The sequence below is a fragment of the Sorangium sp. So ce302 genome (assembly GCF_051530145.1).
GTDB lineage: Bacteria > Myxococcota_A > Polyangia > Polyangiales > Polyangiaceae > Sorangium > Sorangium cellulosum_B.
This window is the reverse complement of sequence record NZ_CP150326.1, coordinates 10,900,001-10,915,268: the sequence shown is the minus strand read 5'-3', so window position 1 is coordinate 10,915,268 and position 15,268 is coordinate 10,900,001. Positions and strand designations below refer to the sequence as shown.

10 protein-coding genes (1 of these 10 only partly in view) are annotated in these 15,268 nt (G+C 72.7%); 4 read left to right on the top strand and 6 right to left on the bottom strand.

All coding sequences use genetic code 11. The annotated features are described in order from the left end of the window. Positions 1 to 7 precede the first annotated feature (7 nt). Both WME73_RS41350 and WME73_RS41345 read left to right on the top strand, forming a co-directional pair. Positions 8 to 2,833 (top strand): protein kinase domain-containing protein, encoded by a 2,826-nt coding sequence (locus WME73_RS41350; protein WP_437913145.1) that lies wholly within the window; start codon positions 8 to 10, stop codon positions 2,831 to 2,833. Positions 2,834 to 2,838: 5 nt separating this feature from the next. Continuing rightward, positions 2,839 to 4,677 carry a PEGA domain-containing protein gene (locus tag WME73_RS41345; RefSeq protein ID WP_437913144.1) on the top strand — a complete coding sequence of 613 codons (1,839 nt, stop codon included), beginning with the start codon at positions 2,839 to 2,841 and terminating at the stop codon, positions 4,675 to 4,677. 19 nt (positions 4,678 to 4,696) lie between these two features. Here the strand turns inward: WME73_RS41345 and WME73_RS41340 are convergent, their stop codons facing one another. Continuing rightward, the gene (locus WME73_RS41340; protein WP_437741743.1) at positions 4,697 to 5,227 is read right to left on the bottom strand and encodes an FHA domain-containing protein; all 531 of its coding nucleotides are present in this window, start codon (positions 5,225 to 5,227) and stop codon (positions 4,697 to 4,699) included. A gap of 326 nt (positions 5,228 to 5,553) precedes the next feature. Between WME73_RS41340 and WME73_RS41335 the strand changes: the two genes are divergently transcribed. Further along, on the top strand, positions 5,554 to 7,500 hold the full coding sequence (locus WME73_RS41335) for a ribonuclease R family protein (RefSeq protein WP_437741742.1): 1,947 nt from the start codon (positions 5,554 to 5,556) through the stop codon (positions 7,498 to 7,500). Positions 7,501 to 7,519: 19 nt separating this feature from the next. On the opposite strand, the gene WME73_RS41330 is transcribed toward WME73_RS41335, so the two are convergent. The 4 genes from WME73_RS41330 to WME73_RS41315 form a co-directional block, all read right to left on the bottom strand. Next, the gene (locus tag WME73_RS41330) at positions 7,520 to 9,403 is read right to left on the bottom strand and encodes a hypothetical protein (protein WP_437913143.1); all 1,884 of its coding nucleotides are present in this window, start codon (positions 9,401 to 9,403) and stop codon (positions 7,520 to 7,522) included. A gap of 16 nt (positions 9,404 to 9,419) precedes the next feature. Continuing rightward, positions 9,420 to 11,498: a protein kinase domain-containing protein gene (locus WME73_RS41325; protein ID WP_437913142.1), complete on the bottom strand. Its 2,079-nt coding sequence runs from the start codon at positions 11,496 to 11,498 to the stop codon at positions 9,420 to 9,422. Between the two features lie 108 nt (positions 11,499 to 11,606). Then, on the bottom strand, positions 11,607 to 12,998 hold the full coding sequence (locus tag WME73_RS41320; protein WP_437741739.1) for an ABC1 kinase family protein: 1,392 nt from the start codon (positions 12,996 to 12,998) through the stop codon (positions 11,607 to 11,609). 40 nt (positions 12,999 to 13,038) lie between these two features. Continuing rightward, positions 13,039 to 13,377, bottom strand: a complete 339-nt coding sequence (locus WME73_RS41315) for a DUF3634 family protein (RefSeq protein ID WP_044966758.1) — start codon at positions 13,375 to 13,377, stop codon at positions 13,039 to 13,041. Between the two features lie 239 nt (positions 13,378 to 13,616). Between WME73_RS41315 and nadA the strand changes: the two genes are divergently transcribed. After that, positions 13,617 to 14,576 (top strand): quinolinate synthase NadA, encoded by a 960-nt coding sequence (gene nadA / locus WME73_RS41310; RefSeq protein ID WP_012240033.1) that lies wholly within the window; start codon positions 13,617 to 13,619, stop codon positions 14,574 to 14,576. 21 nt (positions 14,577 to 14,597) lie between these two features. On the opposite strand, the gene WME73_RS41305 is transcribed toward nadA, so the two are convergent. Next, positions 14,598 to 15,268: the 3' portion of a hypothetical protein gene (locus WME73_RS41305; protein ID WP_437913141.1), read on the bottom strand. It continues 163 nt past the right edge of the window; the window shows 671 of its 834 coding nt (coding positions 164-834); the start codon falls outside the window, past its right edge — the gene reads right to left on this strand; the stop codon is at positions 14,598 to 14,600.

Here is a 15,268-nt window from a genome sequence, read left to right as displayed (position 1 = left end):
TGAGGACATGGGCCGGACAGCACCTCTGGCGGATCCGACGGCGCTCGTGGGGGGCGCGCTCACCGGCGGATATCGGATCGTCCGCGTCCTCTCCGCGCAGGGCTTCGGTGTCGTGTTCGAGGCCCGGGGCCCCTCGGGTCGCCGCGTCGCGCTCAAGGTCTTGCGGCCCGAGGTCGTCACCGAGGACACGCTGTCACGGCTCACCCGCGAGGCGAGCGTCACCGCGAAGCTCGACAACGCGCATGTCGTCCCGATCGTCGATGCCGGCCACGACCTCGAGCGCGATCTCGCCTACCTCGTGATGCCGCTGCTCGACGGGACCGACGTCGCCGCGCTGCTCGCCGAGACGGGGCCGCTCGGGCCCGAGGTCGCCGTGCGGATCGCGCTCCAGGCCGCTGCGGGGCTCTCGGCGGTGCACGCCGCGGGCCTCGTCTACCGCGACGTGCGGCCGCCGCGCATCTTCCTGGAGCACCTCCCGAGCGGAGAGATCCTCGTCCGCGTCTTTGGCTTCGGGCTCTCGAAGGGCTGCGACACGGCCACCTCCGCCCCTGGCAAGGCGGCGAGGAGCACCGGTCCTCTGCGCGACGAGTCGGGGCCGCGGGACCGCACCGCGGACGTGCGGGGTGACGTGTTCGGCCTGGCGGCGACGCTCTACGAGATGCTCTGCGGCGTCTCGCCGTGGGCCGAGCTCGACGTCACGGCGGACACGGCCGAGCTCGGCCCCGCGGACACGGCGGCGGAAGCGCCGGCGTCGTCCCTTTCGCGGTTCCCGTCGATCCAGGATCGCGCCCCGTGGATCGAGGCGCGCCTCGCGACCGCGCTCTCGCTCGCGCTGCACAGCGACGTGGACCGGCGCTATCCGTCGATCGAGGCGTTCGCCGAGGCGCTGCGCGCCGCGTCGCACAGCGAGGAGCGCGTCACCATCGACATGCTGAGGCCGCTCGATCCCGAGCTGCGCGAGGCCATCGCCGAGCGCGCCGGCGCCGAGACCGATCCGCTGGTCGGCCGCGAGCTCGGCGGCCGGTACGCGGTGCGCCGGCTGATCGGGCGCGGCGGGATGGGCGCCGTCTACGAGGCGGAGTCGCCCGAAGGGCGGCGGGTGGCGGCCAAGGTCATCTTCAAGAGCGCCGTCGGGCAGGACGACCACGCCGTGCGCCGCTTCATCCGCGAGGCGCGCGCGGTGACCGCGATCCAGAGCCCGCACGTGGTCAAGACGTTCGAGCTAGGCACGGATCTCACGCTCGCGACGCCGTTCATCATCATGGAGCTCCTGCACGGCGTCGACCTCGCCAAGCTCCTCAGGATGCGCGGGCCGCTGGAGCCGGAGCCCGTCGTGCGCGTGTTCATCCAGGCGGCGCGCGGGCTCGCGGCGGCGCACGCCGAGGGGATCGTGCACCGCGACATCAAGCCGGCGAACCTCTTCCTGCACGCGCCGTTCGAGGGCACGGCCCAGAGGCCGTCGACCTCGATGGCGCCGCCGTCCACCCGGCGCGGCCCGCTCGCTTCGGCGCCGCCGTCCACCCGGCGCGGCCCGCTCGCTTCGGCGCCGCCGTCCACCCAGCGCGGCCCGCTCGCTTCGGCGCCGCCGTCCACCCAGCGCGGCTCGCTCGCGGCGGGGCCGCCGTCGGTTCGGCGCTCGTCCGGCTCGGCCCGCCCGCCGCCTTCGGGGCGGCGCCCGTCCGGCTCCATCCGCCCGCCGTCGTCGAGCGATCGCAGGATCGTGGTCAAGGTGTGCGATTTCGGCATCGCCAAGCGCACGGGGGATGGCGTCTCGCACGAGCTCACGCGCGCCGGCGGCGTGCTCGGGTCGCCCATCTACATGTCTCCCGAGCAGGCGAAGATGGCGAAGGACGTCGATCACCGCTCCGACATCTGGAGCCTCTCGGTCTCGCTCTATCAGGCGCTCTGCGGGAGCTGCCCCTGGGATCCCAACGCCTCGCTCGCCGAGCTCCTGCTCGCGATCTGCACCGAGCGCGTGCCGCCGCTCTCCGGGGCCGCGCCGTGGGTCTCCCCGGCGCTCGCGGCCGTCGTGCACCGCGGCCTCCTGCGGGATCCTGCGGAGCGCTGGCAGAGCATGGAGGAGCTCATCGCCGCGCTCGAGCCGCACGCGGAGGGCACCGGCGTCGTCACGCTGGATCAGCTGCGGGGCATCGACCCCGAGCGGCGCGTCGGCGCCACCCCGATCTCCGCGCTGCGCGAGTCCAGGCTCTCGCGATCGGCCGAGGGGGAGGAGCGATCCATCGGCGGCAGCTCCTTCACCGCGGTGAAGGAGCCTTCCGGCGCGGCACGGCGGCGCTTCGTCGGGGCGGCGGTCACGGTGGTCGCCCTGGCCGCGATCGGCGGCGGTCTCGCGCTGCGCGCCTCGACGGGCAACGAGCCGCTCGCGTCGCCCGCCGCGCCGAGCGAGCCCGCGCTGCCCGTCGCGCCCGCGCCTGCACCTGCGCCTGCGTCCTTCACCGCCGTCGTGACGCTCCCGAAGGAGGCGACGGCGCGGGTCAACGGCGCGGCGCGTCCGGTGAGCGACGGCCGGCTCGACCTGACGGGCAAGGCCGGCGACACGTTCGAGATCGAGGTGACCCGCGGCGGCGCGACCACGAAGGAGACGGTGTTCATGCTGAGCGACGGTACGATCCGCCCTGATCGCATCGATCTCCAGCCGCCCGCGCCGGCCTCTGCGTCGGTCGCGGCCTCCGAGCCTGCCCCGCGCCGTGACAGGAAGAGCCGCGCCCCGCGCGGCGCTCTTCCCGTGGCCGAGCCTGCCACGCCCTCCGCCGCGGGGGCGCCTGCGGCTCCGTCGGCTCCGACCGCGGTGGTGCCGGTCGACCGGTGGTGAGACCGATGCCGCGCGCCCGTCGCGCCCTGCGGCGCTGCTTTGCGGCCTGCGCGCTCGCCGTGGCGAGCGCGGCGCCTGCGCCTCCGGCCCGCGCGCAGCCCCCGCCGGCGGCGGCTGTCCCGGGCGTGCCACCCGAGCCGCCTGCCGCGTCGCCCGCGTCGACGGACGAGGCGCTCGCCCGGGCCAAGGCGCTCTTTCAGGAAGGGAACGAGCTGCGCAAGATCGGCGACTTCCAGCGCGCGCTCGAGCTCTACCTGAGGTCGCGTCAGGTCGTCGCGTCGGTGCCCAACACCCTCAACGCCGCGTTCTGCCTCGATCAGCTCGGGCGTTATGACGAGGCGCTCGAGCTCTATGAGGCGCTGCTCACGGAGCTCCGCGCGGAGCTCGGCGAGCCGGAGCGCCGGAGCGTCGCGTCCGCGATCGCCACGCTGCGAGCGCGGATCGGCAGCGTCGTCGTCTCGTCGAACGTCGATGGCCTGGTGCTCATCGACGGGAAACAGCGCGGCCGGCTCCCCCTCGCCGGCCCGATCCGGCTGCTCCCCGGGGATCACACGCTCCGTGTGGTCAAGGACGGCTGGCACACGTTCGAGCGGATCGTGACCGTCGGGGTCGCCGAGACCAGGTCGGTGGACGCGAAGCTCGATCCGCTCGCCAGCACGGGCCGGCTGAAGGTCGAGGACGAGCGGCTCGTCGGCGCCGATCTCACCATCGACGGCGCGCTGATCGGCCAGCTGCCGTGGGAGGGCGCGCTCGCGCCTGGTCCGCATTTCTACTCGGTGCGCAAGGGCAATTTCGGCTCTGCGCCCCGCGAGGCGAACGTCATTGCGGGGCAGCTCGCCGTCGCCACGGTCGAGGCGGGGCCGCTCGGCGAGGAGGTCCGCGTCGTCGCCCAGCCGCTGAGCGCGGATCTGACCATCAACAGCGTCCCGGTCGGCAAGGGGCAGTGGCGCGGGGCGCTGCCGCTCGGGCGCCACACCTTCGAGGCGCACGAGCCGGGCTATTTCTCGCGCACGCTGCGCGCGACCGTCGACAAGACGACGAGGGGCGACATCGTCCTGCCGCTCGCCGTCGACGACGCGCACCCGCGCTGGGGTCGTAGGGTCGGCGTCTTCCGGCTGGAGGCGACCGGCGGCTATGCCTTCGCCTCGTCGCTCGAGAGCGACGCCGAGCGGAGCTGCGGCAGCTACAGCTGCTCGGGCATCTCGCGCCCGTCCGGCGTTCTGGCCGGCGTGCGCGGCAGCTACGAGTTCCCGATCGGCGCCGCCATCGAGCTCACGGCCGGGTACCTGAGCCTCCACACGACGCTCGATCGCTCGCTCGACGCGACGTACGCCGCGCCGCGCGGGGGCGACGAGAGGCTCCCCATCCGCTACAGCTTTCACGACGACATCGGCATGGCCGGCGTGACGGTGATCGTCGGCGGCAGCTATCATTACGGGCTGTCGTCATGGCTCGACGTCGGCGGCGCGCTCGGGCTCGGCGTGGTGCTGGCCGAGATGAGCGACGAGGTGACGGGCACGGCGTCCGACGCGGAGAGGACCGTCAGCGTGGCCGTGCAGAACGCGGGCAGGGCCCTCCGCTCCGCCGCCCCGTTCGCGATGCCCGAGCTGAGGCTCCGGCTGAAGCTCGGGCGCCTCAGCGCCAGCGCGGGCCTCGGCGTCGGCTTCTTCCTCGTCGACGGCCCGCCGCTCGAGACGGGCAACACCTACGTGGTCGGGGCCGAGTGCGACGAGGCGCACCCCACGGTCGACTGCGCGCCGGGCAAGAAGGTCGTGTTCGAGGAGCTCGCCCACGGCACGTTCACGATGTTCTTTCCGAACGTCTCCGCGGGATACCGGTTCTGAGCGCCGCCGCGCGCGGCGCTCACCGGTTCGCCTGGTCCCTCGCGACGCGCGCCTGCTCGCGCACGAGGTCGAAGAGGGCCGCTGCATCGAGCAGCGACGTCGTGAGCCGGCCGAACTGGATCACGTCGCCCACCGAGATCTCCTGCGGCTCGCTCTCGGAGAGCAGCTTGCCGTTCACGCGGGTCCCGTTCTGCGAGCCGTTGTCGATGAGCACGAGCTGCCCCTGCTCATTCCGCCGGAAGTGCGCGTGCAGCTTGGACACCGAGGGGTGGCGCAGCACCACGTCGCAATTGCGCGTGCGGCCCACCGAGATCTGGTCGAGATAGGGATTGCCCTTCGCCTTGACGAGCTGGAACACCTCGCTCGCTGGGCCGGGCGGAGGCGGCGGTTTCCGGTGCGCCGCCGGCGATGCGGCGACCGTCCGGAATGCGATCTGCTGGTTGTCCGGACCAGCCTCGGACACCACGAGGAGCAGGTTCGTCACCTGGCGGACGAAGCGGTCCCGAGGCATCACACGCGCTAGTTCGATGATGTCCCCTGAGTCTTCCACGATGTGTCGAGTATAAGCGATCCGGCGCCGCGAACCGTCCAGGGAGGCACTTTTGCCGTGGCGTCCCGCCCACGCACGGGGTCCCGCGCACGTGGGAACCGCGATGCCGCCCGCACGTCATCGCAGCGCAGCGCAGCGCGAGGCACCCGGGCCCCCCGAGCGCATCTCGGCATGCAGCGCGCGATGCCGCGACGTCACGCGCTGCTCTGTTTACCGTGTTGCTTACCGTGTTGCTTACCGTGTTGCAGTAATTCTCTGGCGTTGATGCGAGCTCAACGGGCAGCTTGTGCTCGAACGTGCCGGGATCTGGCGTACCTTCCGCGCCTATGCACGCACCCGTTCGTGGACGCATCTCGGTCAACCCCCGTGGCTTCGGGTTCCTGAACATCGAGGCCTCTCCGGAGAAGGCGGGGGGGCCGGGCAGGCCGGGCTGGGCTGCCCTCGGCTCGGCGACCGCCTTCATCGCGCCGCCCGATCTGAACCCGTTCCTTGACGGCGACGTCGTCGATGCGGTGGTCGTCGAGGCGGAGCCGGGCCGCTTCAGCGCGTCGCAGCTCGCCCTCGTCCAGCGCGATCGCTCCGAGCTCTTCGGGACGGTCGTATCGCACGCGAAGCGGCCGCACCTCCGGGTCGATCGCCTCGTCTCCAACACGGACTGGCCGTTCAAGCCGGGCAGCGCCGACGACCTCCCCGAGGGCGCCGCGGTGGTCGCCACCATCGAGGGCGCGGCGGTCGTCCCGGCGCGCGTCGTCGCGTCGGGCGCCGACCTCGGCATCGAGCGGTGCCTCGCCCGCAACGGCGTGCGCGCCGTGTTCTCGGGCGAGGTCCTCGAGGCGTCGCGCGCGGCGGTCGCCGCGGTGTCGGTCGAGCGCGAGCTCGCGCGCGGCCGCCGCGACCTGCGCGACGTCATCACCGTCACGATCGACGCGCCCGTCACCACGGACATCGACGACGCCGTCGCCGTGCTGCCCGCCGGGCCCGACGGGGCGCTCCGCGTCCTCGTCTCGATCGCCGACGTGGACGCGTTCGTCCCCGAGGGCTCGCCGCTCGATCTCGAGGCCCGCGCCCGAGGCACGAGCGTCTACCTGGCTGGCCGCGTCATCCCGATGCTCCCCGACGCCATCTCCAGCGAGGCGGCGAGCCTGCTCCCGGGGGTCGATCGGCTCGCGGTCACGGTCGAGCTGCGCATCGACCCCGAGGGGGGCATCACGTCGATCGACCTGCACGAGAGCGTGATCCGCTCGCACGCCCGCCTCTCGTACGACGCCGTCGAGGAGTTCCTGACGACAGGCCGCGCCGCCGGCATCCCCGAGGCGGCCCGGCCGGTCGTGCGCTGGCTCCGCACCGCGGCCGCGCGGCTGTCGACGGTCCGCGCGGCGCGCGGCGGCGTCGAGCTCGATCGCGAGGAGGCGTACGTGACGCTGGACGCCGAGACGCGCGAGCCGACCGCAGTCTCGCCGCGCTCCGACACGGGCGCGCACCGCCTCATCGAGCGGCTGATGGTGGCGGCGAACGAGGCGGTGGCCAGCTGGCTCGTGGCGCGCGGGCTCCCCTGCGTCTTTCGTGTCCATGACGAGCCGACCGAGGAGCGCGTCCGGGCGCTCGAGCAGTTCGCGCACAACTTCGGCGTCGAGGCCGGCTTTGGCGCGCGCCTGAGCCCCCTCGGCCTCGCGGCGTTCGAGGCGCAGTACAGGGGCTCCGAGCTCGCGCCGGCCATCCGCACCGTGCTCGGCAAGGCGCTCGGCCCTGCCCGGTACACGGGCGCCGGAGGCCTGCATTTCGGCCTGGGCGCCCCGCTGTACCTGCACTTCACGTCCCCGATCCGCCGCTACGCCGACCTCGCGGTGCACCGCGTGGTCAAGCGCTATCTCCAGGGCCGCCGCGACCAGCGCGTCGAGTGCGAGGCGCTCGCGTCGCTCGCCCACCACCTGAACGCGCGCGCGCGCAGCGCCGCCAAGGCCGAGACGGAGCGGCACCGCATGCTCGTGGCGCGCCTCTTCGCCTCCCGCGTCGGCGAGGAGATCGAGGGCTACATCGTATCCATCAAGCCGTTCGGCCTCGTCGTCCAGATGGTCGAGTCCGGCGCGACGGGCACGATCGCGCTGGAGGCGCTGCCGGGCGGCCCGTATCGGATCGACGCCGCCGCCCAGGCGCTGGTCGGCGCGAGCCGTCGCTACGGCGTCGGCGAGCCGATCCGCGCCGCCATCGCGGCGACCAACGAGGAGCTCGGCCGCGTCGACCTCGTCCCTGCGGGCGCTCGCGGCGCCCCGTGACCGGGGCCGCGGCTCCGGTCTACGGCGACAGGAGCACGACGAACGCGTCGGTCCCGTTCGCCCCGTGCTCGCCGAGGCCGAAGTCGATCTTCCCCTCGGCGGTGCCGCAGAGCGCGATGACCCCCGTGCTCGGCGCGATGGCCGCCGCGTTCGACTTCTGGTTGCCGGCGGCGCCGAGCACCTTCCCCCAGAGGTGGTTGCCATCGGCGTCGAGCTTCGCCACGAAGGCGTCGAAGCCGCCGCCGCCGGGCAGCGGCCCGCCGCCGAGGTCGATCACGCCCTGGACCGAGCCGGTCACCACCACGCCGTTCTCCGCGTCCGCGACGATCGACGTGCTCTCCTGGGCGCCGTCTCCGGCGAACCACCGCGCCCACACGGGCACGCCGTCGGGGGCGAGCGACGCTACGAACGCCGTCTGCACATCGTTGGCGGGGAGCGTACCGGCCGCTCCGAAGTTGAGCGCGCCCATGTACGTCCCGGTCACGAGCACCGCGCCCGAGGGAGCGACGGCGATCCCGGTGCCCGCCTGCGACGCCGTGTCTCCATAGTCCGAGAGCCAGACGCCGTTCCCGCTGCTGTCGAGCTTCAGGACGAACAGGTTCGGCCCGAGCCCGGTGTTCTTCACCTGCCGGGGGCCGACGGTCAGGGTGCCGTTGTACCGGCCGGTGACGAGCACGCTGCCGTCGTTGCCGACGGCGGCGCCGGTGGCGAACTGGTTCTTGTCGTCTCCGTAGATCCTCGTCCACAGGACGGCGCCGAGCGGATCGTACTTCCGCACGAAGATGTCGGTGCCGCCTGCGCTCTCGGCGCAGGCTGGGACGGGCGACGACGAGCAGAGCAGCTTTCCGCTGAAGTAGCCGGCGATCGCGATGTTTCCGGCGGGGTCCACCGCGATCGAGCGCAGCGTCTGATCGGCCGCGTCGCCGAGCTGGCGTGCCCAGCCTTGCTCGCCCTTCTCTCCGGTCATCGTGACCACGAAGGTGTCGAGCGCGTTGACGCTGCTCAGCGTCGTGCCGCCGAACGTGAACGAGCCGTAGAACGTCCCGCCGAGCACGAGGTTGCCTTCAGGCGTCACCGCGAGCCCGTTGAGCGTCTCGGCGCCGCTGCCGCCGAACCTCACGCTCCAGCGGTGCTGTCCGGAGGGGTCGAAGCTCGCGACGTACACGTCGGAGGTGCCGATGCTGACGAGGGCGCCCGCCTCCTTGCCGGTCAGGTTGATGGTCCCCGAGAAGGTGCCGCCGATATAGATGTTTCCCAGCGCGTCGACGCCGACGCTGGTCGCGCTCTGGGTGTTCTGATCACCGTAGAGGGCGGCCCAGAGCGGCGTGCTGCAGGCGAAGCCGTCGCAGTCCTCGTCGGTGTCGTCCGTGCACGTCTCTCGTTGCGGGGTGACCTGGCCGCCGCACGGCCGCCACGACGTGCCCGAGAGATCGCACATCTGCAGCCCCACCGCGCAGAGCCCCACGCCGCTCGTCCCCTCGGGGCCGCTGTAGCAAGTCTTGATCTGGCCCGGGGTACACACGCACCCCGCGTCGGGCTCGTTCGTTGCGCCGTCGCAGTCGTCGTCCACGGTGGTGCCGCAGTCCTCGGGCCTCGGGACCACGGCGCCTTCGCACTCGCCGAAGCTCTGGCCGTCTGGCTGGCACCTCCGCACGCCCGCCGCGCACACGCCGACACCCTCGGTGTCTGCCGGGCCGGGATAGCAGGGTTGCACGTCGCCGGAGCTGCAGAGCGGCGGCGCGCCTCCGCTGCCGCCTCCACCGTCGCCGCCGGCGTCGGGACGTGGGCCGATCGGCACCGGGTCCGAGCACGCTCCCGAGAGCGTGAGCGCCAGCGCAGACCCGACGAGCATCGATCGAGCGCGCGGGGTTGTCCTCGTCACCATGAGGGGGCGGAGCTCCATGTTCGGCGATCTGGCTTCAGTCCTGGCGTGATTTTCTCGTCCGCTGCTTCTTCTTGGTCAAGTCGATGATGAACGTGCTCGCGGGCGGCGCGCTCGCCGGAGCGTTCGGCGCTTCCGGGCGCATCGTCTCTGGCTCGTTCACGTTGCTCCGCGATCCTGGCTCGTTCACGTTGCTCCGCGATTCGTCGGTGCTCTCCGAGGACGGGGAGAGCTGGGTCGGCCCGGCGCTCGCGCTCTGGGCTGGCAGCAGATCGTGCTGGACCGCGTCGCTCTGGGGTTCGTCGCGGAGCGCCATCCAGACCGCGAGCACGCTCACGATCATGAGCGCCACGCCGCCGAGCGCGAGCGGGATCACGAGCTTCGGCGGCAGCCTCGGCTGAGCGTGGCGCGGCGCCCACGCGGCGGCCGGCTGCTCGCCGTAGGGCGCGCTGGCGCTGTGCTGCGGCGCGGGCGCGCCGTAGGCCGAGCCGGTGGTGTGCAGCGACGAGCCGGTGTTGTGGAGCGAGGCGGGCGCGCCGTGCGGTACGCCGGCGCTGTGCCGCGGGGCAGGCGCGCCGTAGGCCGGGCCGGCGTTGTGCAGGCCGGAGCCTGTGTTGTGGAGCGAGACGGGCGGGCCGTGGGGCGCGCTGGCGCCGTGCGCCGGGACGAGCGCGCCGTAGGCCGGGCCGGCGTTGTGCAGGCCGGAGCCTGTGTTGTGGAGCGAGACGGGGGCGCTGTGGGGCGCGCTGGCGCCGTGCGCCGGGGCAGGCGGGCCGTAGGCCGGACCGGTGTTGTGCAGGCCCGAGCCTGTGTTGTGGAGCGAGACGGGGGCGCTGTGGGGCGCGCTGGCGCCCTGCCAAGATGGGGGCGCGCCGTGCGCTCCGGCGTGGCCGGCGCCGGTGTTGTGCAGGGACGACGGCGGTCCATTCGGAGCGCCGGGGACGGCCTGCGCCATGCCGGGGTGGCCTCCGTGCGCCTGGGCAGCATCCATGGCGCTCCCGCGCGGAGCTCCGGGCGCCGCCATCGTGGCGGCCTCCCACGACGACGCCCCGCTGTTGCCTGGGCCGAGCTCCGACCCGATCGCGGGCGCCGAGCCCATCTCGTTCCACCTCGCGCCCGACGGGGCCGCGGGCCGCGGCGGAGGCTCGGCCTGCGCGTCCGCCGAGGCGGCCGCCGACAGGAGCATCGGGGAGAGCGGCGGCGCGCCCGCCGACGGCACGTCGCCCGCCGCGAGGCGCGCCGACGCGTGCGGCGGCGCCGCTCCATGCAGGAGCGCGCGCACGTCGGCCTGCATCGTGCGGGCGTCCGGGTAGCGCCGGTCGCGATCGAACGCGAGCGCTCTGTCCACGACGAGGCACAGCCCGTGCGGCGTGTCCGGCGCGACGCTCGCGAGCGGCGGCGCCGCCATGGTCGCCATCTTCACGAGCAGCTCGGACTCCGTGCGCGCCTCGTGGATCCGCCGCTTCGCGATCACCCGGAACATGGTCGCGCCGACGGCGAAGAGGTCCGCCCTGTGGTCGACCGAGATGCCGCGCACCTGCTCCGGGGCCATGTACGACACCGTCCCGAGCGTCGCGCCCGTGCGGGTCCGCATCGCCGTCTTCACGCCGTCGCGCATGCGCGCGATGCCGAAGTCGAGCACCTTGAGGCGCCCGGTCTTCTCGACGAAGAGGTTGTCGAGCTTGATGTCGCGGTGGATGATCCCCTGCCCGTGCGCGGCGCCGAGCACGTCGAGCAGCTCGTCCATGAGCCGCAGCATCTCGCCCGGTTCGATGCTGCCGAGCCGCTGGAGCCGGTCGGCGAGCGACTCGCCGTCGAGGAGCTCCATCACGAGGAACGGCGCGCCGTCCTCGGTCACATCGATGTCGCGGATCTCGACCACGCCGGGGTGCTGGAACCGATTGACGGCCTGCGCCTCGCGCTCGAACCGGGCGCGCAGGTCCTTTGAGCGCGCCACCTCGGGGTGGAGGATCTTGATCGCATCGCGCCGCCCGATCTTGTGGGTCACGGCATAGACGGCGGCCATCCCGCCGATCCCGACGAGGCGATCGATCGTCCATTTGCCCCGCAGGGTCGTTCCTACGCGCCTTTCGCAGGCCGCCCTCTCGTCGTCCATGCCCCGATCGAATGTCACAGCGTGCGGGATCGAGGTCAAGGTGAGAGCCGCGGCGGAAGCGACCTCGGCGCGCCTCTCCGCGCCGACGAGCCTACCAGCGATCCGCGCTCAATCGGGGACGGGGTGCACCCCGTCGCGCACCCAGGGATCGATGGTCCGCCGGAACGCCGCCTCGGTCCGGAGCCCCGCCAGCACGGACGCGAGCCCCCACTGCAGGCGATTTACGAACGTGAAGTCCTGCGGCATCTTCGGCACGTGGGGGATGGTGGGCATCTTCTCTCCCTCCTTGAGGGCGAGCCCCCGGATACCGCGGGTCAGGTACGCCACCGTCTCGCGCGCCTTCTCCGGGGAGCACTTCCAGGTCCCGTGCGTGCACAGCGGGACCATGAGCTCCATCGTGTAGCTCCGGTAGAGATCCCAGCTCTCGTCGGCCGGGTCGTAGCCGAGCACCTCCACGCACGCCCGGTCGAACTCCTTCCAGTCCGCGTCCATGGCGGCGCGCATGTAGCGCTTCATGCCCGCCACGAGGTCGGGCGGGAGCTGCTTCACGCAGCCGAAATCGAGGATCGTGACGCGGCCATCCTCGTGGAAGCGGTAGTTGCCCGGGTGCGGGTCGGCGTAGAGCCAGCCGTACCGGAGCATCGAGCGGAAGGTGAAGCGCCAGATGGAGAGGCCCGCGCGGTTCTTCGCCTCCTGGCTGCCGCGCTCGCAGAACTCGGCGTAGCTCATGCCGTCGACGAGCTCGAGCGTGAGGACGCGCCTCGTGGTGAGGCTGTGGTGGATGCGCGGGATAGAGACGTCCTCGTCCCCGGCGTTCATGCGGCGGAACAGGTCCGCCATCTCGGCCTCGCGCGCATAGTCGAGCTCGGACAGGAAGACCTTGCGGAGCTCGTCGACGGTCTGCCGGGCGTTCAGCTTCTTGGCGAGGGGCGCCATCATCGCCTCGAGCATCGAGACGCTCTTCAGGTCGTTCTCGATGGCCCTGTCCATGCCGGGGTACTGCACCTTCACCGCGACCCGCTCCCCCGACCTCGTCGTGGCCCGGTGCACCTGTCCGATGCTCGCCGCCGCGAACGGCTCGCGCTCCCAGGTCGCGAACACGTGCTCGGGCGGGGTGCCGAGCTCCTCGCGGATCATCTGCTCCGCGGCCTCCGGCGACAGGGGCGGCGCCTTGTCGAGCAGCTTCTTCAGCGTGGCCTGGAACTTCTCCTCGTATCCCGGCGGCGCGAGCCCGTCGATGTAGCTCGCCATCTGGCCGAACTTGAGCGGCAGGCCCTTCATCTCGCCGAGCGTCTTCAGCATCGCCTCGGCGGTCTTCTTGACCTCCTGGGCCATCCTCCGCCGCGCTTCGGCCTCTTCCTCCTCGGTCCGGGTCGCGCCGAGGACGCGCCTCGCGCCCTCGATGGCGAACGGGATCGTGCGGGGCGCGAGGCCGGCGAGGCGCGCGAGGCGCCCCAGCTTGGAGGTCGGCGGATTGTCTCGGGGTTTGTCGTCGGCCATGCGGGACTGACTCGCTAGGGTGGAAATGTCGGCGGCGGGGTCATGCGCCCGCGCGGCGCTTCGGGGCCGCGCGGATCTTCGGAACCGGCCACATGGAGACGGTGTTCCTCAGCTGCTGAGCCTGCTCGGGAGAGATATCCCCTTCCACGTGGACCCGAGCGCGCCGGTCCTCGACCACGACCCGCACCGCGCCCCGTCCGACCGGCGCTGCGCGGAGGACGTCCGTGATGTCGTCGAGCAGCCGCTGCGGCATCCGGCCCCGGAGCAGCCGGACGTTGCGCCCCTCGACGCGCACGCAAAATAGCTCATTTGCGCGCAGGAGCGCCACGACGAGCGGTACGACGAGGGCGAGCAGGGCGACGGGGATCAGGAAGGACATGGGTGGCCGCCCACGACGAGAGCTCCTCCCCAGGCCCACCGCGGGCCTCGATCGTGAACCGGTGCCGGCCGTTGTCAACGAGGGAGACGCGGCGGGCTGCGCGGCTGGAGCGCGCTGCGCGGCTGGAGCGCCGGCGAATGCCGCACCGGCTGCGTGGGCGTGGCTGGAGCGCGCCCGAGTTCGCCGCGCGGCTCGGGGGCCCTGGCCAGCGCGCCGCGCGGTGCCTACCTTAGCTAGCCATGACGAGCGCCGCGCCCCAGCCTGCCGCCATCGATCCGCGCCTGGATCTGCACGACGAGATCAGCCGCCTGAAGCGGGAGAGGAACGCCGTCCTCCTGGCCCACTACTACCAGGACGGCGACATCCAGGATCTCGCAGACTTCCTCGGCGACTCGCTGCAGCTCGCCCAGCAGGCGAAGAAGACGACCGCGGACGTCATCCTGTTCGCCGGCGTGCATTTCATGGCCGAGACGGCGAAGATCCTGAACCCCGAGCGCATCGTGGTGGTCCCCGACCTCGCGGCGGGCTGCTCGCTCGCCGACGGCTGCCCCGTCGACCGCTTCCGCGCCTGGCGCGCCCGGTACCCCGGCGCGGCCGCGATCTCGTACATCAACTGCTCCGCCGAGGTGAAGGCCGAGAGCGACTACATCTGCACGTCATCGAACGCGGAGAAGATCGTCCGCGCGATCCCGGAGGGGCAGGAGATCCTCTTCGCGCCCGACAAGAACCTCGGGCGCTGGCTCGTCGAGCGGACGGGCCGCCCGATGCGCCTGTGGCAGGGCAGCTGCGTCGTTCACGAGACCTTCAGCCTGCGCAAGATCGTCGCGCTGCGCGAGCGCCACCCGGACGCGAAGCTCATCGCGCACCCGGAGTGCGAGGAGCCGATCCTGCGGATGTCCGACTACATCGGCTCGACGACCGCGCTGCTCAAGTACACGACCGCGGACGACGCCCTGAAGTACATCGTCGCGACGGAGAGCGGCATCGTGCACCAGATGCGCAAGGCGTCGCCGCACAAGGAGTTCATCGAGGGGCCGCCGGAGGGCAACTGCGCTTGCAACGAGTGCCCCTTCATGCGGCTCAACACGCTCGAGAAGGTCTATCTCGCGCTGCGCGATCTCGCCCCGCGCCTCGAGATGGCTCCCGAGCTGCGCGAGCGCGCGCGCGTCCCGATCGATCGCATGCTGGCCCTCAGCTGAGCTCGCCGCACGACACGGCGATCACAGCACGAGGGAGAGGCCGAGCGTCTGGACGAACGAGCCTCGGGTCTGCGGCAGCGCGCCGACGTTGCGCCGCCGCCCCTGGGCGTCGATGGCCTGGCCTTCCCGGGTGGCGTCGCCGCCCCGGCCGAGCAGGAAGGCGCCCGAGGTCTCCAGCTCGATCGTGAGCCAGCGGCGGATGATGTCGAACGACACCCCGAGCCCCAGCGGGATCTCGACGTACGACGCGCCGCGCTCGCGGACCGTGAACGCACCCCCGGGGTCGGAGACCCGCATGCGGTCGAAGTCGAACCTGTCGTAGCCGACGCCGACCGACAGCCACGAGCGGGCGCGCTCGCCGAGCGGAAGCGTGGGCGCGAGGCGCGCGCCGAGCGCGAGGGTGCGCACCGCGGGCGCGCCGTCCTCGCGTGGCTCTGCCGTGATCGGGCCGGGCTGCGCGAGCGCGCCCGCCTGGAGCGCGAGCTCGTGCTCGGCGTGCACGAAGAAGGCGGAGAAGCGCAGGTAGTCGAAGATCTCCCAGCGCGCGTGGGCCCCGACGCCGACCGCGGGCTTCAGGCGAATCCCCGTCGGCTGGCCCGCGGCGTCGTCCGAGCCGAACCGGTTGACGAGGGCGATGTCCGCGCCGACCTCGATGTGCCTGGCCCACGGCAAGCGGGTCCGGGGGGGCGCGG